We start from the raw sequence: 18,826 nt of genomic DNA on the forward strand, positions 1-18,826 counted from the left end.
AGCCTTGATGAGCAAGGAATCACTTTTGGATTCGGGATTTCCAGGTAATGGTTATTTTGATTTACAAAAACTCCATAATACTCCGTATGAAAAAAATAAATGGGTAGGAATTAAAATGAGGGAATTATGAGCATCCGGCAAGTGATGGTAATTGCAGAAGCAGGAGTAAACCATAATGGGGATATTAAAAAAGCACTGGAATTGATAGATGTCGCTGCTGAATCTGGAGCCGATTATGTAAAATTTCAAACTTTTAAAGCAGAGAAAATAGTTAATCCTTTCGCCCAAAAGGCTGACTATCAAAAAAACAATACAAAAGACCAAGAGGACACGCAGTTTGGTATGCTCAAAAGCTTGGAAATGGGGGAAGATTGGTATCCTATGTTGATCCAGCGATGCCATGAAAAGGGAATTAAATTTCTTTCAACAGGTTTTGACTTGGAAAGCATTGATTTTTTAGATGATCTTAAAATTCCTTTCTACAAAATCCCATCTGGAGAAATCACCAATAAGCCTTACTTACAGCACATAGCTAGTAAAGGGAAAAACATCATCCTTTCTACTGGAATGTCCTCATTAAAGGAAGTCAAATCTGCGGTGGAAGTTCTAACTCTCGCAGGGACGCCAAGAGATAAGGTAACAGTTCTCCATTGCAATACTGAATATCCTACCCCCATGGAAGATGTCAACCTTCTGGCAATGAACCAAATGGCAAAAGATCTGGGCGTGGGTATTGGTTATTCTGATCACACCTTAGGAATAGAGGTACCTATTGCTGCTGTAGCTCTAGGTGCTGTTGTGATTGAAAAGCATTTTACCTTGGACAGGAAATTGCCTGGGCCTGACCATGCTGCATCTCTTGAGCCCAAGGAATTACTAGCGATGGTTCAGGCAATTAGAAACATCGAAAAAGCTATTTCTGGATCTGGTATTAAGGAGCCAAGTAACTCAGAAAAGAAAAATATAGCAATAGCAAGAAAGAGCCTTCATTTGAAAAGTAAAGTAGAAAAGGGGCATGTTCTAAGACCTGATGATTTGATCGCTTTGCGCCCGGGGGATGGAATATCTCCCATGGAGATTGATGATGTTTTAGGCAAGGAAATACTAAAAGATCTACCTGAAGGCACAAAACTTCTCAAAAGAGACTTAAGATGATAAGGGTAGGGATTCTAACTAGTTCTCGGGCTGACTATGGTATTTATTTGCCTTTACTGAGAGCGATGGAAAAGGATAGTGAGATTGAACTGAAAATAATAGTTTTCGGTACCCACCTTTCCAAACTTCATGGTTACACTATTTCTCAGATTGAATCTGATGGTTTCCATCCATTCTGTAAAATTGAATCTTTGTTATTAAGTGATACACCTAATGCTGTTTCTACAAGTTACGCGCTAACTGCTCTGAAATTCTCAGATTTTTGGCAAGAAAATCGTCAGGAATTTGATCTTGTTTTCGCTTTAGGCGATCGCTTTGAAATGGCATCAGCTGTGGCATCTTCAATTCCCTTTCAAATTAAAATAGCTCATCTCCATGGTGGAGAAACTACTTTAGGAGCATTTGATAATATCTACAGGCATTTTATTTCACTTTCTAGCTGTATACATTTTGTTTCTGCAGGAGCTTTCAAAAAGCGTCTTATTCAATTACTGGGTAATGTAGATTCAAATATTTACCAGATAGGGTCCCTAAGTTTAGAAAACCTGAAAAATATACCTTTCTTAAATCCGGGGGGATTTTATCAAAAATGGGGAATAGATCTCAACACGGACACAATCTTAGTCACTATACATCCTGAAACAGTTGCGGTTGAGTTAAATGACAAATTTTGTAAGGAAGTAATCCATGCGTTGATACAGCTCTCTGGAAAATTTCAAATAGTCATTACCATGCCCAATGCTGATACCGCAGGCCTAGTTTTCCGGGTAGCATTTGAAGAGCTCGCTAGAAAGAACCAGAAAGTTAAAATAGTTGAAAACTTTGGGACTCAATCTTACTTCACTTGTATGAAGTACTGTAAACTTATGATAGGTAACACTTCAAGTGGAATCATTGAAGCCGCTTCCTTTCAAAAATATGTTTTAAACCTAGGAGATAGGCAAAAAGGAAGATTAGCCGGTGAGAATGTGATTCATTTACCTTTTGCATCTAGTCAAATTGTAGAAAGGGCGTTAACTTTTTCTTCTCAGACTTTTCAAGGGCAAAATCCTTACTATCAGCCCAATCCGTCTCAAAATATTATGAAAATCATAAAAGAAATTTATGCAGATGTTTGATAGGCATATAACTAATATTAATTCTTCTGTAAAAGTTGCTCTACAGCAGTTGGATAGTCTAGCTTCAGATGCAATTTTATTTTTGGTTGATCAAGAAAACAAACTATTAGGCTCACTAACAGATGGAGATCTGCGAAGAGGCTTTATTAAAGGTTTAGGGTTTGAGAGTCACTTGTCAGAATTTATACAGCCCAATCCAAAATATATTCAGCAAGGTAAGTATGACTTGAATGAGATTATTGAGTTAAGGAAGAAGCATTTTTCAATTTTCCCAGTAGTAAATGATCAGATACAAATTATTCATGTTGTCAACTTTAAGCATCAAAAGTCTTATTTGCCGTTAGATGCTCTTATTATGGCAGGCGGAAGAGGTGAACGACTAAAACCATTAACAGACCATACTCCCAAGCCTCTTTTGAAAATAGGAGAAAAGCCAATAATTGAACACAATATTGATCGGTTGGCATCTTTCGGGGTGGATGATATTTGGTTATCAGTAAGGTATTTAGGCGATCAGCTGGTAAATTATTTTGGAGATGGATCAAGCAAGGGGGTACGAGTTAAGTATGTTTGGGAAGATCAGCCTTTAGGTACAGCAGGTGCTCTAGGATTAGTAGATGATTTTTTGCATGATCATATTTTAATGATGAACTCTGATCTACTTACCAATATTGATTTTGAGGATTTCTTTTTGTATATGAAAAGAGAGGATGCGGACCTAATAGTAGCCTGTATTCCTTATCAGGTAAATATTCCTTACGCAGTTATAGAGACTGAAGGGAAAAATGTAAAAGGATTGAAAGAAAAACCAACTTTTACTCATTATTCTAATGCGGGTATTTATCTAATGAAAAAGGAAATAATAAAACTCATTCCTAAAGAAAGTCACTTTAATGCTACTGATTTTATAGAATTATTAATCGCTCAAGGGAAAAAAGTGGTCGCATACCCTTTGGTAGGTTATTGGTTAGATATAGGTAAGCATGAAGATTATAGCAAAGCTCAACAAGATTTTAGCCAAATCAAATTTTGAAACCCTTAGTAGTTATACCAGCAAGAGGAGGGTCCAAGGGAGTTCCTAAAAAGAACATTAAGCTGCTTGGTGGCAAACCTTTAATTCAATATACCATCGATGCGGCGAGGGAGGTTTTTGATGATTCATGTATCTGCGTTTCTACAGATAATGTTGAAATCAAAGAGGTTGTAGAATCCTTGGGGTTAAAAATTCCTTTTTTAAGACCAACGGAATTGGCTACTGACACAAGTGGCACTTATGAAGTTTTGCTGCATGCACTGGAGTTTTACGAAAAAATAGACTACCAACCGGATGCCCTGATTGTTTTACAGCCTACTTCGCCTTTTAGAACAGGAGCGCATATCAAAGAAGCATTGGCAGAGTTTGATGATTCTTGTGAGATGCTTACTTCCGTGAAAGAAACCAAATCTAACCCTTATTATGTGTTGCGAGAGGAGAATGAATTTGGGTGGCTAGTGAAATCCAAAGAAGGAAATTTTACAAGAAGACAAGATTGCCCTAAAGTTTATGAACTTAATGGTGCCATCTATATCATCCATGTCGATGCTCTGAAGTCTAAAGCAATTCAGGACTTCACAAAAGTCAGGAAGTATGAAATGGATGAGATAAGTTCTCAGGATATCGATGATTTGATGGATTTTGCAATTGCAGAGTATTCTTTAAGCCAAAAATCTGATAGCTCTCATTAATGAATCTTTTTAAGTTCATACGACATCATTACAGGACTTATAAAAAGAAGTCCAGAATCAATTATCATACACAGCAAGCAGAAAAAGTTTTGGGAGGGTATGGAGAGCCTTTGAAAGTGAATTATAAAAGTGTTTTTAATGAAAATGTGTTCTTGGGGAACAATTGTCATTTTAATGGAATTGAAATTCCTAAAGGCGGAATTGTGAAGATTGGAGATAACTTTCATTCTGGTAAATCCTGCATGATTTTGTCAAAGTACCATAATTATGAAGGCGGAAAGATTCCTTATGACAATACATATATCATTAAGGATGTTACCATAGAAGATAACGTTTGGTTAGGAAATAATGTAATTGTTTTAGGTGGAGTGACCATAGGTGAGGGAGCTATTATTCAAGCAGGAGCAGTAGTCGTGAGTGATATCCCAGCCTGTGCGATTGCTGGTGGTAATCCTGCGAAAGTATTTAAGGAAAGAGACAAAGAACATTACTTCAAACTTAAGAAAGAGAGGAGATTTCATTAATTGCTGGTTTTCTTAAGTAGCTCAGATTTTTAATATGTTCAAAAAGTTATTTAGCCACACGGTTATTTATGGTTTTGCTCCTCAGATCCCTAAAATTGCCCAACTTTTTATCTTACCTGTTATTACCAAGGATTTAACAGAGGTTGATTTTGGAGTTGCGGGTATACTTACTGCTTATACGAGTAGTATAGCTGTATTGGCATTTCTAGGGCTTAGAGTGATCTTAGTCAATACCTTCTACAAATCACCAAATCAGTTTAAGTGGGCATGGAGGCAAATTTATGGCTTTTTGACCCTTTGGAATTTGGTTTACGCGTTCATTTTGGGATTGCTGATCTATTGGATAGTTCCGGAGGAGGCGCAGGAAAACCGTTGGTTGATTACACTCATTAACGTAGCGCCTCTGGTGATTTTTGGTCCAGTTGGGATCATTGGTTCAACCTATTTTCAGCTTAAGCAAAAGCCCTTGCAGATAGGGTTGAGAACGGCTTTATTTGGGGTTTTAACTGTTTTCTTAAACCTTTATTTTATTTCGTACTTGAAATTAGGCTATATGGGCTGGTTTTGGGCAAGCCTGATTTCTACTGTTCTATCCAATGCCTCTTACTACTATCCCGTTAATTTTAAATTTGGACTAAAGCCTATTTTTAATTTCAAATGGAGACTTATCAAGCAATCGCTTAAGGTTAGTTTGCCTACTGTTCCTCACTATTACTCAAGTTATTTGCTGAACTCTTCAGATAAATTGGTGATGGATGTGCTGGGAGTAGGAGTAAATAATATAGGTAAATACAATGCAGCTTACACGGTCGGAAACATATTTCAGCAAATAGGTATGGCTGCTGGGTTTGCCCTTGGACCTATGATGACGCAGAAATTCAAAGAAGGCAAAGATATAGTTGCTAGGAATTTAGTTTTCGGGCTACAATTTGCCTTTTTCGTTTTGACTTTTTTAGTAAGTATTTGGCTTAAAGAGCTTTTCTCATTTTTGCTTAAGAGTCCTGGATTAGATCAAATGTATTCCTTGGGGATAATTATCGTAATGGGCTATAACTACCGGCCTATGTATATGGGATCTAGTAATAAGCTCTTTTTTGTAGAAAAGACTAATATAATATGGAAAATCACCTTCTTAGCGGGCATCATTAACGTAGTTCTTAATTCTATATTAATTCCGATTTATGGATTTGAAGTAGCTGCGTACACAACCTTTATTTCCTTACTATTTATGGGATATATTGGTTTTTTTATTCCATCCATCAAGGCAGTGAATACCGTTAACTATCATCCCTACATTTGGTTGATTTTGACGCTGGCACTCACGATTGGCGCTTATTTTATAGTTGATTTCTCAATTCTGACAAAATTGGTAATCACTCTGATTGTTTTAGCTATTTCGATACTATCTGGTCTCCTTTTCAAAAATAGATTTGCAGCATGAGTTTTAGAGAGAGGCAAGAATTAATTGAATTCCTGAATGCTTTTGAAGACGAAAACCAAACGGAAGAATGGCTTTTTGAAGGAGTTAAAATCTGGCCAATACTTAAGACGACTTTATTTTTAAGACTAGTACAGAAAGTTAAATCCAATCACAGTATAAATCCAGGATTGATTAAAAATTCCATAAAAAGACCTATTAAAAGATTAAAATCATATTTTGGATTAAAAAAGGTAAAGCTGGATTCTGTTGATTACCTGTTTTTTAGTGGTATTAATTTTAGAGAAAGTTTCAATGGTGAATCATTCAATAAATTTTTCGATCCCATCGGTGATAGTTTAGCTAAGAAAAATAAGGGATTTATTTTTTTGGAGTACGGAGAGGAGGTTCAAGCAAAGACTTACAAAAACAGAGGTGAAAATATTCAATTAGTTTATAGTTATTTTGAAAATAGAGTTAAAATTGAACACATAGATTATTCTAAATGGGTAGGATTTGAGGAGCTAAACTCTTTTTTGGAAAGCAAGAATTCAAATTCAACTTTCTCCATTCGAAAAGAAGTAGTTGACACTCTCAGAAAAGTCTATATTTGGAAGGCTAGTTTTGATTGGATTTTGGACCAAACTAACCCTCAAAAAATCTTTTTATTATCGTATTACAATATTCCTTGCTTCGGTTTATTGATCGCTGCAAGGAATAGAGGAATTGAATGTATTGATATACAACATGGCACTCAGGGCGTGTTTCACGCAGCATATTCTGGATTTAAAGAGGATTATTCTATTCTTCCTACTATGTTCTGGTTATGGGATCATAAGTCTGAAGAACAGTTAAAAGGGAATTTTAATTTCTCTACTTTTCAAACTAAAATCAGTGGAAATCCTTGGCATAATTTTCTGAGGAATACTGGCAATAAGTTGGATAGTAATAAGCCTACTATATTGTTTACACTACAGCCTATGAGTCCCATTATTGATGATTATATTATTGATACTATACTCCAAACAAAGGATGAGTTTGAATGGCTGATTCGTCTTCATCCTAGGATAGACAAAGCTTCGAAGGAAAGCTTGATTGAGGCATTAGAGTCATTGGGAGTTTTCAATCAGAAATCATGGGAATTAGCAAATAAAACTCCTTTGCCTCTATTATTGAAAGGAGTTGATCTTCATATATCAAAGTTTTCTGGTTGTATTTCCGAAGCTGCTGACTTAGGTACATTCAGCATTATATTGGAGACCATAGGGGAGGTTACTTATCACCACCTGATAGATGAGCAAAAAGCAAAGGGTGGGGTAGCCGGTAGCACTGAGAATTTATTATCTTCTATTCGCGCTCACATTGGAAAAAAGGATGTTACAAACCTTATAGATCTAGAAATGGTGATTGATCAAATATGTTAAATTTTTATTTTTAAAATAACTGTAGATGAAAATGGTTATTGCTGGGGCCGGTGGTCATGCTTTGGAGGTTTTTGATGAATTAATTACTCTTGACCCAGAGCTAAGGGTTGAAGATATCATCTGCTTAGATAAAGACTTCAGTAAATTAATTTTTAAGGGAAATATTCGCATTCTCCATACGGAGGAGGAATTAGGGGAAGAAGTTTCAGGATCCTTTCTCTTTTGCTTGGGAATAGGTAATTCTAAAATTAGAAAGAAAATGATTGATTCTCTTGAAGGTATGGGAGGAATCTACTTTCCAATAAGATCTAAAAACGCTAGCGTAAGTGCTTCCTCATCTGGTTTATATGATGCTTTAAATCTATCGTTTATTGGTCCTGAAGTCCAAATTGGATTGGGGTCTTTAATTAATGTAGGAGCCAAAATCCACCATGAAGTCAGAATAGGGGAATTTGTGGAAATAGGACCAGGAGCTCTTGTTTTGGGTAATGCCAGCGTTGGTGATTTTACTCAATTGGGTGCAGGTGCTGTTATTCTTCCTGGTGTCTCATGTAGGCGCAAATTGTAAGATAGGCGCTGGTTCTGTAGTCACTAGGAATATTGCTGATGGGAATACAGCTTTTGGGGTACCCTGTAGAGTCAAAGCCGAGTGATGCTAAGAATTAATTATTCTAGTTAGTAAAAAAGATGGATTTAAAGATTTCTGTCATTATTCCTACTTACAAGGATTGGCGAACCTTAAGTGAATGCTTGAAGCATCTACAAAATCAAACCCTTTCGCAAAATCAATTTGAAGTAGTGATAGTAAATAATGAACCTTCAGATTTATTGCCACAAGATTTTGAACTTCCTCCAAATACGAGGGTGATCAGTGAATCCTCGCCTGGTTCTTATGCTTGGAAGAAATAAAGGAGTCAATGAAATCACTTCTGGTTTTGTGGCATTTACAGATTCTGACTGTGCACCGAGCTGAAAATTGGCTGGAAAATGGTTTAAATCTTTTATCCCAAGGATTCGATATGGTTGGTGGAAGGATGGAATTTTTCAAGCCCTTAGACGCCACAGATTTGGCTTTCATTTATGAAAAGAAATTTGGATTCGATCAAAAAAGAAACGTTGAAGAAAAGGGTCAAAGTGTCACTGCCAATCTATTTTGTAAGAAAGAGGTTTTTACCAAAATCGGACTATTTTCTGAAACCCTTCTATCTGGAGGTGATTTTGAGTGGACCAAAAAAGCTACTTCTTCCGGTTTTATAATGGTATATGGTGAAGACGTTGTCGTTTTCCATCCTTCAAGAAAAAATATTGCTGAATTAATTCGTAAAAAGAAAAGAACAATCGGAGGTATGTACACTAGGTTTTATAGTGCCTATACTCCCAAGCAAAAAGTATTATTCGCTTTACACTTTATCAGGCCTCATGTTTCTATTTTTGCCTATTCTGATTTAAGTGCATTTGAAAAAGTAAAATTGTTTTTTGCAACTTGGTATGTGGAGTGCATAGGAATGAAAGAAATGTTGAAGTTAGATTTAGGAATTAAAGAGGCAGAAAGAGTTTGATATTCATTTCATTTCAAAATCCAATGACTCGCGCGCATTGCAGAATTACCTTATGAAAGAGAAAGCAACTAAGATCCTTCAAAATCACGATTTTACCATTGTTAATTTGGTCAAACTTGTACGAATGAAGCTATATCTGGTGATTGTTACTATAGTCATTTTCATGATTATTGGCTTCACCATATTTTTGACAACACCCCCTTCCTACGTTTCTAACTCTGTTTTGCTCGTAGAAGCGCAGAATTCAAGCTCACCTAGTGGTCTGGGCTCCTTAGCTCAAGCGGCAGGAATTTCGGTAGGTGGAAATGATAATCAATTGTCAACCCTTGACCCTTCCTTATACCCGTTGATTTTGACTAGTAAACCATTTTTGGAGGAATTGATGTATTCCAAATTAAAATCGGAGCTGTACGAAGATTCAATTACCTACTTCAAATATATGGTGGAAACAAGACCTCAAAATAGTATTTACAAGGTTTTGAAAAGGCCATCTACACTTTACAGTGCTCCCCTCAGAGTAGATGATTCACAAATAAAAGAGGAGATCGGAAAAAAGAGAATTCAATATGATCCGCTTGAGCAGTATGCACTTTCCCAAATTGGTAAGCGTATCCTCGCAAGTTCGGACGGTAGGCTTTTGACGATCACGACTGAAATGCCAGAGGCAGAGCTTTCTTTTGCATTTTCCCATTTGGTGGAAAACTTATTAATAGAATATGCCACCAAATATTTGGTGGAAAAGCAAGAGGCCCAAGTAGAATACCTGAATGCACAATACCTCAAAAGTGAAAAAGGTTTTAAAGATGCCCAATCTGCTTTATCTACTTTCAGAGAGAGGAATCAAGGCTTGTTTTTGGAAAGTATGAAAGCCATAGAACAAAATCTGAGTGCTGAATACAACCTGAAATTTGAGCTGTTTCGAACCATAGCACAGGAACTTGAACTGGCGAAAATCAAATTGAATAGTCAAAAACCAATTTTCTCAGCAATAGAACCTGCCTACATAGCAAATAGCCCAAGTTCTCCAAAACTTTACCTTAATTTAGGGTTTGCAATAACTTTGGGCTTTGTGTTTGGTCTTATTTTGATATTCGCAGTTTATACTCGTGAATATCTTCTAATTCATCAAGGAGAAAATTCCTAATTGAAAATATCAGTAATCATTCCGTGTTTTAACAATGCGGACCATATTGCAGAGACTTTATCTTCTGTTCAAAACCAAACTTTTCCTGAATGGGAATGCATGGTAGTGGATGACGGCTCATCGGATGACTCTAATGCCATAGTCAATAAATTTTGTAATTCAGATGAGCGCTTTCGTTATTTGGATAGGCCAGCGGATCTCCCGAAAGGAGCTAATTCATGCAGGAATTATGGTGTTAAAGAAAGCTCTGGTACACATTTGATTTTTTTAGATGCAGATGATCTTTTATCTGAAAACTGTCTGGAAATAAGAAAGAATACGCTGAGAGATGAAGATCTTATAATTTTTTCAACCGCTCATTTTACAGACTCTGTGGAAGAAGCCACGACATTTATTCGTGGGCTAAACTTAAATCTGGCACCTCTTAAGTATAGAGATATGTTTTTGGGGGTATTGGATTCCTTGGCATATGAGTAGTGGGCTTTGGGGAAAAAGATTTTTTCAAAAAATTGGAGGTTTCGATAGTTCTCAGCAAAGATTCCAAGACGTGGAACTACATGCTCGGGCATTGAGTAACGTTGAGGTAAAGTTTAGAATTGACTTTTCCCATGGCTATACATCCTATTATCGAAAGTCATCCTTCCACACTAAAATTGATCTTGAAAAGCGACGGTTTATTTTAGATCAAGGATTCCTGTATGCCAAGAAATTGAAATCAGTTTTGAGGCCCCAGGATTTTGTAAAGTCGGAGGGGCTTTTTCTTTACCTACTTTTCAGATTTGAAGAAGTATTTACTGCGGCAGATGTAAAGGAGGTGAAGAGATTGTTTCAAACGGAAGCACAGGGAAATAAGCACTCTTATTTGAAAGGAGATTTGGCAATAATGGTGAATCTTTTTGATAAGATACTATCAGCCCCTAATCGATTCAGAAAGTATTTGAGCTACCTATGGTATAGGAAATATAGATTTACTCAGACAAGAAAGCTAAATAGTTGAAAGCATATTATCAAAATATTGAATTCTGGGATCTGATCACGCTTCCATTCTATTTTGTGTTACTGTATTTTTTATTGACTGTTTTCGCAAAAAGCGTATTATTGAAGGACAATAAGTTTATCAATGTCTATTTTTTGGGTCTATTACTTTTCTATCTGGCGATTGGCTTGATAGATTTCAAAATCAAACTCATTCCTTTCTTCCCTGATACCAAGCTGTTTACGAATATTCTCTGACGATCTAAGAAAGAATAACACCGAATAATCAGTCCATTGGTGTAAAAATCGGTTATAAGTTTCTTGCAATTCCAATTTATATTCTTTCGCTTAAGTCTATTTTCAACTATTTCTTATTCAATGTCTTTTTCTTCCAACTTGGCTTAATATTTCTAGCAGGTGCATTTAACCAAACGTATGAAATCAAGGAAGTTCTTGTACAACGTTTTTTTCTAGTTTTAGCAGCTGTTGCACCTTCTGTAGTTGTTTATTCCTTCACTCCTTTGAGAGAGAGCTATTTTGTGTTGGCTTTGGGGCTGTTTTTCTATGGACTTTCACGTAAGAATACGTTCAATTTTTTTCTTGTTTTAGGGGTTATTCTGGCAGGAATACTTCGCATACAGCTCTTGCTTTACTTCTTTATTATCATTGGTTTACAGTATTTAAGTCAAATCAACTTGAGCAGGAAGAAATTGGTAACCATAGCAATAGTCCTGGTCCCAATCTTATTCGTTGGGCTAAATTTCATTTCCAAGACTATTTTGAATATCCCAATTTCTCCAAAGAGCTTAGCGCTATTTAGAAATCTACAGCGATTGAATTATTTTGAAAGTGGGGTTACTTTTCCTGAAGTTTTCTGGACAAATTGGTTTGATCTAATCATAGATTTCCCAGGTTTGTTTTTTCAGTTTCTATTGGCGCCATTTCCAGTGATCATCTTTATTCCGTTCTGGACTAAATTGGCTTATTTTGCAGATGGATTATACCTTCTAGTTATCCTTTTCCTAAGTATATTGTTTGTGCGACATTGGAAAAACTATGGCTTATGGTTTATATATATAGCAATCTATATTGGGATGTCAGCTTTTTTCGAATTTCACTTACTAGGGGCTGTGCGGCACAGACTGCCTGCCACTTTGCTGTTTCTGGGCATCGCAGCCAGTTCATTGGCCCATTATTTACCGAAATTTAAATGGATTTTCAAGTATTAATTTCTACTATGAATGAAGATCCTTCTTCATTCCGGGATTTGAAAATCCCCACTTTGATTATTTCCCAAAATGCTACTGAATATCAGGAGTCTAGTACCAATTTTCAGTTTATTTCCTTCAATGAGCGAGGACTTTCTAAAAGTAGAAATCGCGCAATCGAACATTCATCTGCTGAAATAGGCTTGATTGCAGATGACGATGTCGTTTTTACAGAGGATCTCCAAGACAAGATAGAAGCTGGTTTTGCAAAATTTCCTGATGCTGATATTCTGACTTTCAAGATACAAACGCCTTCAGGCGAACCTTATAAGAACTATTCAAAGCATGCCTTTAAGCATGATCGAAGTAGTATTTATAAGGTGTCTTCAGTGGAAATGGTTGTCAGACTATCAAAATTGAAAGAAAAAAGATTGAAATTTGATGAAAGATTTGGCTTGGGTACTGCTTACCCAAGTGGTGAAGAAATGATTTTTCTTAATGATGCACTTGATAAGGGGCTCACTATTTATTTCGTGCCTGAATACATCGTTTCTCACCCTTTAGAAAGTTCAGGCAAAATTTTAGATCAGAATTACTTCCGAAGCAAAGGAGCTTTGGTTCGTAGATTATATGGTAAATCTCCGCAACTTTGGCTAGGATTTGCGTTTATGGTAAAGCAACTATTGAAACCTCAAAAATCTATTTCAGTGATTCAATCCGTAAAAGAAAGTATTAAAGGCTTTAATTCCATCTCAAATCTTTGATGCTCGTTTCAATTATTACACCAGTACATAATGCATACTCTCATATTGAGGAGACTATTCAATCCGTTTTGAATCAAACGTTTACGGACTGGGAATTAATCCTCATTGATGACTATTCTTCTGATAAGGGAATTCATATTTTGAATAAGTATGATAAGCGCGATCCCAGAATTCATCTGTATGAAAACCCACATAATCTCGGAGCTGCACTCAGCAGAAATAAGGGGATAGAAATGGCTCAGGGAAGATTTATAGCTTTTTTGGATAGTGATGATCTCTGGGAACCGAATAAACTTGAAGTCCAATTGAAATTCATGTTGGATAATAACTATGCCTTTACATTTTCAGGGTATTATAAATTCCGGGGTGAGGATATTGTTGGGGTTCATCAGGTTCCTGCCAAAGTTAGTCACGAGGAACTCTTAAAAACCTGCTCTATTGGCTGTCTTACGGCAATGTATGACACCAGTCAAATAGGCAAAGTTTACATGCCAGTAATCTCAAGGAGGCAAGATTTTGCACTATGGCTGAAAATTCTCAAGGAAATTCCTTATGCTTATGGGATTAATCAACCCTTAGCTAAATACCGGTTACGTGGGGATTCTATTTCAGGAAATAAATTCCGAGCTGCTAAGTACCAATGGAGGGTGTATCGGGAATTTGAGCATCTTAACCTCTTACAGGCGTGTTATTATTTCTCGCATTATGCAATTTTCGGAGTACTGAAGACCTATCTCCATAAAACCAAAAAGTAGATTTGACTTCAATTTCTATTTCAGTTATCATTCCTGTTTTCAAGGACTGGAACCGCTTAACGCTCTGTCTTAATGCTTTGAATAACCAATTGAGTTCAACTTGTTCATTCGAAGTGCTGGTGGTAAATAACGACCCCTCAGAAGAGCACATTTCCTCAGAAACGTACTCTTTTCCAATTAAATACTTGAATCAAAATATCCCAGGATCCTATTCAGCAAGAAATATGGGGCTTTCTCAAGCCTCTGGAAATGCATTTTTATTTACTGATTCGGATTGTATACCGGCGCAGGATTGGATTTATCAAGCGGGTAGACTTCTCGAAGAAGGCAAGGCTGACCTTTTTGCAGGCTCCATCGAGGTTTTTTCTCATCTGGATAATATATATGTCCGACTTGAAAAGGCTTTTGCTTTTCCCAACGCTAGCTATGTTTCCAAAAATAATTTCGGGGTAACTGCTAATCTTCTTGTGAGAAAGAAAGTTGTAGATATTGTTGGAGGATTTAATGCCAATCTTTTCACTGGAGGTGATTCGGAGTTTTGTAACCGCGCCGTTGACGCAGGCTTTAAAATTCACTATAGACCGGAGTTGAAAATTGGACATCCAGCTAGATCAACCTGGAATGAGCTTCGAGTACGTGCCATTCGCTTTGGAGGGCGTCTGCCAAAAGACCAAAGCAAGTTTTTAATTACCATTAAACTCATCGGTAAATTTCGTATTCAATGGAAAGATATAGTCGAGATCTTTAGTCTTAGTGAGGTGAGTATAGTAGAGAAATTGAGATTTTTTGGAATTAGACAAAACCTTAGATGGGTCGAAGCTATAGAGTCATTTAGTGTATTTATGGGTAAAAAACCTGGCAGGAAATGAGACAGGCTACCAAATCCAATCTAGCATTTAGATTATTGAAATTGTGGGGTAGTTATGTGCTTTTTGCAATTCTAGGCCTGGTTACCCATCCCGGTTTCAGTCAAATTTTAAATACGGATACGCCTGTTTTAGAAGAGTTTTTGAGAAGAAAGCAGCTTCTTGAAGAATTTGATTCCGCCTATTCTTTTCAAATAAGACCCTATCATTTTACTCCGTGGGATTCCACACCTGCTGTCAGAGAAGTCATGCATTTCCTTGCGGGAAGCAAAATCCCAAAAAAGAAGAATGTTCAATTTAGCATGTTGCCTGTGCTTGTTGGGACAGAAGTAAATACCAAACGACCATACGGCTGGGGAAACAAACTAATGATTCCGAATGTAGGGATCCAAACCACTCTAAGTACAGGATTCTACGCAAGGTTTCATCTGATAGAAATACAATTTCAGCCAGAGTATTTATTTGCTCAAAACAAGCCTTATCAGGGCTTCGGTGAGGATTTTACTTCCAGAGAAATCAGCGCTAGATTTTTTTACTGGAACAATGGAGATAACCCTGAGCGATTTGGCCCAAGGTCTATTTCTAAATTGTGGTGGGGGCAATCAAGTATAAATATTGTAGCGGGCCCGGTAGCAGTAGGTGTTTCTACTCAGAATATCTGGTGGGGACCTGGGCAGTTTAATTCTTTGGTATTCAGTGATAATGCGCAAGGATTTCCTCATTTAAGTCTTGCAACTAGAAAACCTCTAAGGACTTTTATAGGGAACTTTGAGGGGCAGATTGTCATGGGAAGACTTGAAAATAGTGGGCTAGCCCCAAGTCAAATCCAAAGTCAAAATGACGCACGATTCAGAAAATTTGATGGTGACTGGCGTTATTTAAACGGCTTCAATTTGACGTATAACCCTTCATTTATCCGGCACTTATTTGTAGGAATCAACAGGACATTTCAGCAATACAGCAAGTACAAAGGCGACAGATTTGTTGATTGGTTCCCAATATTTGAAGGTTTTCAAAAGGATAAGCTATTTACTAATGGCAATTCCGTAGTCTATGATAGCAACGGACAGGATCAGCAAGTATCAATTTTCTTTAGACTTTTGGTTCCCAAAGGAAACTTTGAAATTTATGGAGAATTTGGTCGAAGGGATCATGCGTTAAACTGGCGTGAATTTATATTAAACCCCGAACATGCAAGAGCTTATTTAGTAGGCTTCCAAAAGCTATTTCCTTTAGGTCCTGAAAACACATTTATTCAGGTGCGTAGCGAAATGACCCATCAACAAGAGTCGGTAAATAGGTATATCCGTTATCCGGGTCAAATCGGTAATCAAACCTGGCATACGCATGGACTGGCAAGAGGTTTTGTGAATTATGGAGAAACTCTAGGAGTAGGCAGCGGAATAGGTTCAAATGTTCAAAGCTTAGAAGTTTCCCATGTCTCGGGCTTCAATAAAAGAGGATTTGTGCTCGAAAGATTAGAAAATAATCAAGATTTTCATTCGAGAAGCATTTTATAGAAATCCAGAAAAGGAATCCTGGATTGACCTGAGTTTTGGACTTATATGGGATCAGAAGTGGAACAACCTGATTCTAAGCGGAAAAGCTCAATTTATAAAGAGCTACAATTATCAGTGGGTAAACGAAGGGATAAGTACTGCTGATTATCCCTCAGGATATAATCCATTAGCATTTTACGGTAGTTTTAATTTGATCTATAGAATCGGTCAAACTAGATAACTGTCTGTTTGAAATCCCTCTAATTCTGTTAGTTTTGCATCAAGTTTCAAATGAGTAACTTTGGTACTCATTTGACTTGAGAATGAAGGTTAGTGATTAAGTATTGAGTTTTTTTAATAGCTGAATTCATACGTTTTTAAAGGGTTTGCTCATATCCTTTGAATAAGGCTAAGTTCTGGGACTGAAAGGGCGAAGCTGTCCATATTTTGAAAATTTGATGAAGGAATCACATTTGGGTGGTTTTTTAGGAAAAAAAGCAACAATGAATAATGATTTGAAGGATGTGAAAATTGCTGTAATTGGCTTAGGCTATGTAGGTCTACCTCTTGCTGTTGAGTTTGCCAAACAATACCCAACAGTGGGTTTTGACATTGACACAAAAAGAGTAGGGGAATTGATCGCCGGTAGAGATAATACGCTTGAAGTAGAAGACGATTTATTGAAAGAAGTATTGGTGAATGGGTTTACAGATGCAGATAAACACGGTTTACTCCCTACAAATCATTCACAGGAATTAGCAGATTGCACTGTTTTTATTGTAACAGTACCTACACCCACCGATAAGCACAATCGTCCTGTTCTTACTCCTATGTTAAAGGCTTCGGAGAATATTGGCCTTTATTTGAAAAAAGGAGATGTGGTCATCTATGAATCCACGGTATATCCAGGGGTCACTGAGGATGAGTGTGTACCTGTATTAGAAAAGGTGTCCGGATTAAAATATAACGAAGACTTCTTTGCAGGTTACTCCCCTGAGCGTATTAATCCTGGAGACAAGGAGCATACGGTAGCAAAAATCTTAAAAGTCACCTCAGGGTCCACGCCAGAAATTGCTGAGTTTGTAGATCAGCTGTACCGATCTGTCATCACAGCAGGAACACATAAAGCATCTTCGATTAAAGTAGCTGAAGCTGCGAAAGTAATTGAAAACTCACAGCGTGACATTAACATAGCTTTTGTAAATGAGCTTTCTAAAATTTTCAACCTACTTGGAATAGACACCACAGAGGTGTTAGAAGCTGCAGGAACAAAATGGAATTTCCTTAAATTCAAACCAGGATTAGTTGGAGGTCACTGCATCGGTGTTGACCCATTTTATTTGGCTCAAAAGGCTCAGGAAATGGGCTACCATCCAGAAATCATTTTGGCAGGGCGACGATTAAATGATAGCATGGGCAAGCACGTTGCTACTGAAGTCATCAAACTCATGATGCGCAAGGATTTGAAGGTAATAGATGCCAAAGTGCTTATTCTCGGCTTTACCTTTAAAGAAGACTGCCCAGATGTCCGTAATACCCGCGTGATAGATATTTACAAAGAGCTGAAATCCTTCGATATGGATGTGGATGTCTATGATCCATGGGCCAATCCCGCTGAAGTCCAACATGAGTATGGTATTCAAATACTCGGGGGCAAACAAACCCCGGACTTAGAAGTGTATTCTGCTATTATATTAGCAGTTTCGCATCAACAATTTAAAGATCTGGATATCAGCAAGTCAGATAATCTTGTGGTTTACGATGTCAAAGGATTTCTTGATAAATCAAAAATTGACGCACGCCTTTAAAAATAATTTTACAAATTGAATCTAAATTTTCATTCTTTGCTCTTTAATGAATAATTCCTATATGAAAAATCTGTACAGGTATATCAAGCTTTTGCCACTATTATTTTTGATTTTTTCCTGCATCTCCAATAAGCGTATCGTCTATATGCAAGATTTGGGAGCAGATAGTAATCCCGTAGTATCAACTGGTGCTACTATCCCTTATGAAGCTGAGGAATATTTACTTCAAGCATTTGATATCGTAGATATCAATGTAAAAACAACCAATACTGAAATCAACCTGATCTTTAGTGCTATCTCTGGAGACTCCAATAATCAAGGCATGATGTCTGGCCAAAATGGGGGAGATATTTTCTTCATGAATGGTTATACCTTAGATGAAGAGGGTAAAATAGAAATGCCACTGATTGGAGATTTAACGTTGATAGGATTGACAACAAAGGAGGCAAAAGAATTAGTTGAAAAAGAAGTTTCCAGATTTGTGAATGAAGGAGAATATTTCGTCAAGGTAAGGTTAGGTGGCATTAGGTTCAGTGCTATTGGTGAATTTAATAATCCTGGGAAACAAACAATACTTCAAAACAGAGCTAACATATTTGAAGCAATCGCCACTGCAGGGGATATGACTGTTTTAGCAAAAAGAAATGAAATTATACTTTTGAGACAATACCCTGATGGATCAAAAATCCATAAAATCAATTTGAATGATAAAAAATTGCTGGGTACTGAATTTTTCTTTTTAAGACCTAATGATGTGCTCTACGCGGAGCCTTTGAAGGTTCGTGAAATTGGAGCAGGAACAAACTTTATTCAAACGTTGGCACTAGTAACTTCTATGGTAACTGCCATAGCATTGGTGTTATCTCTAAGAAATTAATTTTATTT

At 36.9% G+C, this 18,826-nt stretch carries 21 protein-coding genes; all 21 read left to right on the top strand.

Annotation, left to right across the window (positions count from 1 at the left end; genetic code table 11):
* The first annotated feature begins 126 nt into the window (after positions 1–126).
* The 21 genes from neuB (at position 127) to AC0L6R_RS19485 (ending at position 18,818) form a co-directional block, all read left to right on the top strand.
* Positions 127–1,155 (top strand): N-acetylneuraminate synthase, encoded by a 1,029-nt coding sequence (gene neuB, locus AC0L6R_RS19385; protein WP_473272707.1) that lies wholly within the window; start codon positions 127–129, stop codon positions 1,153–1,155.
* Positions 1,152–2,273 (top strand): UDP-N-acetylglucosamine 2-epimerase, encoded by a 1,122-nt coding sequence (neuC, locus tag AC0L6R_RS19390; protein ID WP_473272708.1) that lies wholly within the window; start codon positions 1,152–1,154, stop codon positions 2,271–2,273. Before neuB ends, neuC begins: the two co-directional genes overlap by 4 nt.
* Entirely contained in the window at positions 2,266–3,306 is a 1,041-nt protein-coding gene (locus tag AC0L6R_RS19395; protein ID WP_473272709.1) for a nucleotidyltransferase family protein, read from the top strand. Before neuC ends, AC0L6R_RS19395 begins: the two co-directional genes overlap by 8 nt.
* On the top strand, positions 3,303–3,998 hold the full coding sequence (locus AC0L6R_RS19400; RefSeq protein WP_473272710.1) for an acylneuraminate cytidylyltransferase family protein: 696 nt from the start codon (positions 3,303–3,305) through the stop codon (positions 3,996–3,998). Before AC0L6R_RS19395 ends, AC0L6R_RS19400 begins: the two co-directional genes overlap by 4 nt.
* Positions 3,998–4,522, top strand: a complete 525-nt coding sequence (locus AC0L6R_RS19405) for an acyltransferase (RefSeq protein WP_473272711.1) — start codon at positions 3,998–4,000, stop codon at positions 4,520–4,522. The genes AC0L6R_RS19400 and AC0L6R_RS19405 overlap by 1 nt, the downstream gene beginning before the upstream one ends.
* A gap of 34 nt (positions 4,523–4,556) precedes the next feature.
* Positions 4,557–5,963: an MATE family efflux transporter gene (locus AC0L6R_RS19410; RefSeq protein WP_473272712.1), complete on the top strand. Its 1,407-nt coding sequence runs from the start codon at positions 4,557–4,559 to the stop codon at positions 5,961–5,963.
* Entirely contained in the window at positions 5,960–7,363 is a 1,404-nt protein-coding gene (locus tag AC0L6R_RS19415) for a hypothetical protein (RefSeq protein ID WP_473272713.1), read from the top strand. Before AC0L6R_RS19410 ends, AC0L6R_RS19415 begins: the two co-directional genes overlap by 4 nt.
* Positions 7,364–7,388: 25 nt before the next feature.
* A complete protein-coding gene (locus AC0L6R_RS19420) occupies positions 7,389–7,931 on the top strand; it encodes a PglD-related sugar-binding protein (RefSeq protein WP_473272714.1) in 543 nt (180 codons plus the stop codon).
* Between the two features lie 119 nt (positions 7,932–8,050).
* On the top strand, positions 8,051–8,272 hold the full coding sequence (locus AC0L6R_RS19425; protein ID WP_473272715.1) for a glycosyltransferase family 2 protein: 222 nt from the start codon (positions 8,051–8,053) through the stop codon (positions 8,270–8,272).
* A gap of 158 nt (positions 8,273–8,430) precedes the next feature.
* Positions 8,431–8,922 carry a glycosyltransferase family 2 protein gene (locus AC0L6R_RS19430; RefSeq protein WP_473272716.1) on the top strand — a complete coding sequence of 164 codons (492 nt, stop codon included), beginning with the start codon at positions 8,431–8,433 and terminating at the stop codon, positions 8,920–8,922.
* 52 nt (positions 8,923–8,974) lie between these two features.
* Positions 8,975–10,066 (top strand): Wzz/FepE/Etk N-terminal domain-containing protein, encoded by a 1,092-nt coding sequence (locus tag AC0L6R_RS19435; protein ID WP_473272717.1) that lies wholly within the window; start codon positions 8,975–8,977, stop codon positions 10,064–10,066.
* On the top strand, positions 10,067–10,543 hold the full coding sequence (locus tag AC0L6R_RS19440; protein ID WP_473272718.1) for a glycosyltransferase family 2 protein: 477 nt from the start codon (positions 10,067–10,069) through the stop codon (positions 10,541–10,543).
* Positions 10,536–11,063 carry a hypothetical protein gene (locus AC0L6R_RS19445; RefSeq protein ID WP_473272719.1) on the top strand — a complete coding sequence of 176 codons (528 nt, stop codon included), beginning with the start codon at positions 10,536–10,538 and terminating at the stop codon, positions 11,061–11,063. The genes AC0L6R_RS19440 and AC0L6R_RS19445 overlap by 8 nt, the downstream gene beginning before the upstream one ends.
* Complete coding sequence (locus AC0L6R_RS19450) at positions 11,060–11,299, top strand: hypothetical protein (protein ID WP_473272720.1); 240 nt, start codon at positions 11,060–11,062, stop codon at positions 11,297–11,299. The genes AC0L6R_RS19445 and AC0L6R_RS19450 overlap by 4 nt, the downstream gene beginning before the upstream one ends.
* 263 nt (positions 11,300–11,562) lie before the next feature.
* Entirely contained in the window at positions 11,563–12,270 is a 708-nt protein-coding gene (locus AC0L6R_RS19455) for a hypothetical protein (RefSeq protein ID WP_473272721.1), read from the top strand.
* Complete coding sequence (locus AC0L6R_RS19460; protein WP_473272722.1) at positions 12,252–13,013, top strand: glycosyltransferase family 2 protein; 762 nt, start codon at positions 12,252–12,254, stop codon at positions 13,011–13,013. The genes AC0L6R_RS19455 and AC0L6R_RS19460 overlap by 19 nt, the downstream gene beginning before the upstream one ends.
* Positions 13,013–13,768 carry a glycosyltransferase family 2 protein gene (locus tag AC0L6R_RS19465; protein ID WP_473272723.1) on the top strand — a complete coding sequence of 252 codons (756 nt, stop codon included), beginning with the start codon at positions 13,013–13,015 and terminating at the stop codon, positions 13,766–13,768. The genes AC0L6R_RS19460 and AC0L6R_RS19465 overlap by 1 nt, the downstream gene beginning before the upstream one ends.
* 2 nt (positions 13,769–13,770) lie before the next feature.
* Positions 13,771–14,637: a glycosyltransferase family 2 protein gene (locus tag AC0L6R_RS19470; RefSeq protein WP_473272724.1), complete on the top strand. Its 867-nt coding sequence runs from the start codon at positions 13,771–13,773 to the stop codon at positions 14,635–14,637.
* Positions 14,634–16,154 (top strand): capsule assembly Wzi family protein, encoded by a 1,521-nt coding sequence (locus tag AC0L6R_RS19475; RefSeq protein WP_473272725.1) that lies wholly within the window; start codon positions 14,634–14,636, stop codon positions 16,152–16,154. Before AC0L6R_RS19470 ends, AC0L6R_RS19475 begins: the two co-directional genes overlap by 4 nt.
* A 482-nt stretch (positions 16,155–16,636) precedes the next feature.
* Positions 16,637–17,941 (top strand): nucleotide sugar dehydrogenase, encoded by a 1,305-nt coding sequence (locus AC0L6R_RS19480; RefSeq protein ID WP_473272764.1) that lies wholly within the window; start codon positions 16,637–16,639, stop codon positions 17,939–17,941.
* A gap of 61 nt (positions 17,942–18,002) precedes the next feature.
* Positions 18,003–18,818 carry a polysaccharide biosynthesis/export family protein gene (locus AC0L6R_RS19485; RefSeq protein ID WP_473272726.1) on the top strand — a complete coding sequence of 272 codons (816 nt, stop codon included), beginning with the start codon at positions 18,003–18,005 and terminating at the stop codon, positions 18,816–18,818.
* Positions 18,819–18,826: the final 8 nt, after the last annotated feature.

The organism is Algoriphagus sp. 10J20-15, assembly GCF_055809615.1.

Excerpts from the sequence above, each read along its gene's own strand:
- neuB (WP_473272707.1), top strand. The coding sequence starts at position 127 with ATGAGCATCCGGCAAGTGATGGTAATTGCAGAAGCAGGAGTAAACCAT.
- neuC (WP_473272708.1), top strand. The coding sequence starts at position 1,152 with ATGATAAGGGTAGGGATTCTAACTAGTTCTCGGGCTGACTATGGTATT.
- AC0L6R_RS19395 (WP_473272709.1), top strand. The coding sequence starts at position 2,266 with ATGTTTGATAGGCATATAACTAATATTAATTCTTCTGTAAAAGTTGCT.
- AC0L6R_RS19405 (WP_473272711.1), top strand. The coding sequence starts at position 3,998 with ATGAATCTTTTTAAGTTCATACGACATCATTACAGGACTTATAAAAAG.
- AC0L6R_RS19410 (WP_473272712.1), top strand. The coding sequence starts at position 4,557 with ATGTTCAAAAAGTTATTTAGCCACACGGTTATTTATGGTTTTGCTCCT.
- AC0L6R_RS19415 (WP_473272713.1), top strand. The coding sequence starts at position 5,960 with ATGAGTTTTAGAGAGAGGCAAGAATTAATTGAATTCCTGAATGCTTTT.
- AC0L6R_RS19420 (WP_473272714.1), top strand. The coding sequence starts at position 7,389 with ATGAAAATGGTTATTGCTGGGGCCGGTGGTCATGCTTTGGAGGTTTTT.
- AC0L6R_RS19425 (WP_473272715.1), top strand. The coding sequence starts at position 8,051 with ATGGATTTAAAGATTTCTGTCATTATTCCTACTTACAAGGATTGGCGA.
- AC0L6R_RS19435 (WP_473272717.1), top strand. The coding sequence starts at position 8,975 with ATGAAAGAGAAAGCAACTAAGATCCTTCAAAATCACGATTTTACCATT.
- AC0L6R_RS19445 (WP_473272719.1), top strand. The coding sequence starts at position 10,536 with ATGAGTAGTGGGCTTTGGGGAAAAAGATTTTTTCAAAAAATTGGAGGT.
- AC0L6R_RS19460 (WP_473272722.1), top strand. The coding sequence starts at position 12,252 with ATGGATTTTCAAGTATTAATTTCTACTATGAATGAAGATCCTTCTTCA.
- AC0L6R_RS19465 (WP_473272723.1), top strand. The coding sequence starts at position 13,013 with ATGCTCGTTTCAATTATTACACCAGTACATAATGCATACTCTCATATT.
- AC0L6R_RS19475 (WP_473272725.1), top strand. The coding sequence starts at position 14,634 with ATGAGACAGGCTACCAAATCCAATCTAGCATTTAGATTATTGAAATTG.
- AC0L6R_RS19480 (WP_473272764.1), top strand. The coding sequence starts at position 16,637 with ATGAATAATGATTTGAAGGATGTGAAAATTGCTGTAATTGGCTTAGGC.
- AC0L6R_RS19485 (WP_473272726.1), top strand. The coding sequence starts at position 18,003 with ATGAAAAATCTGTACAGGTATATCAAGCTTTTGCCACTATTATTTTTG.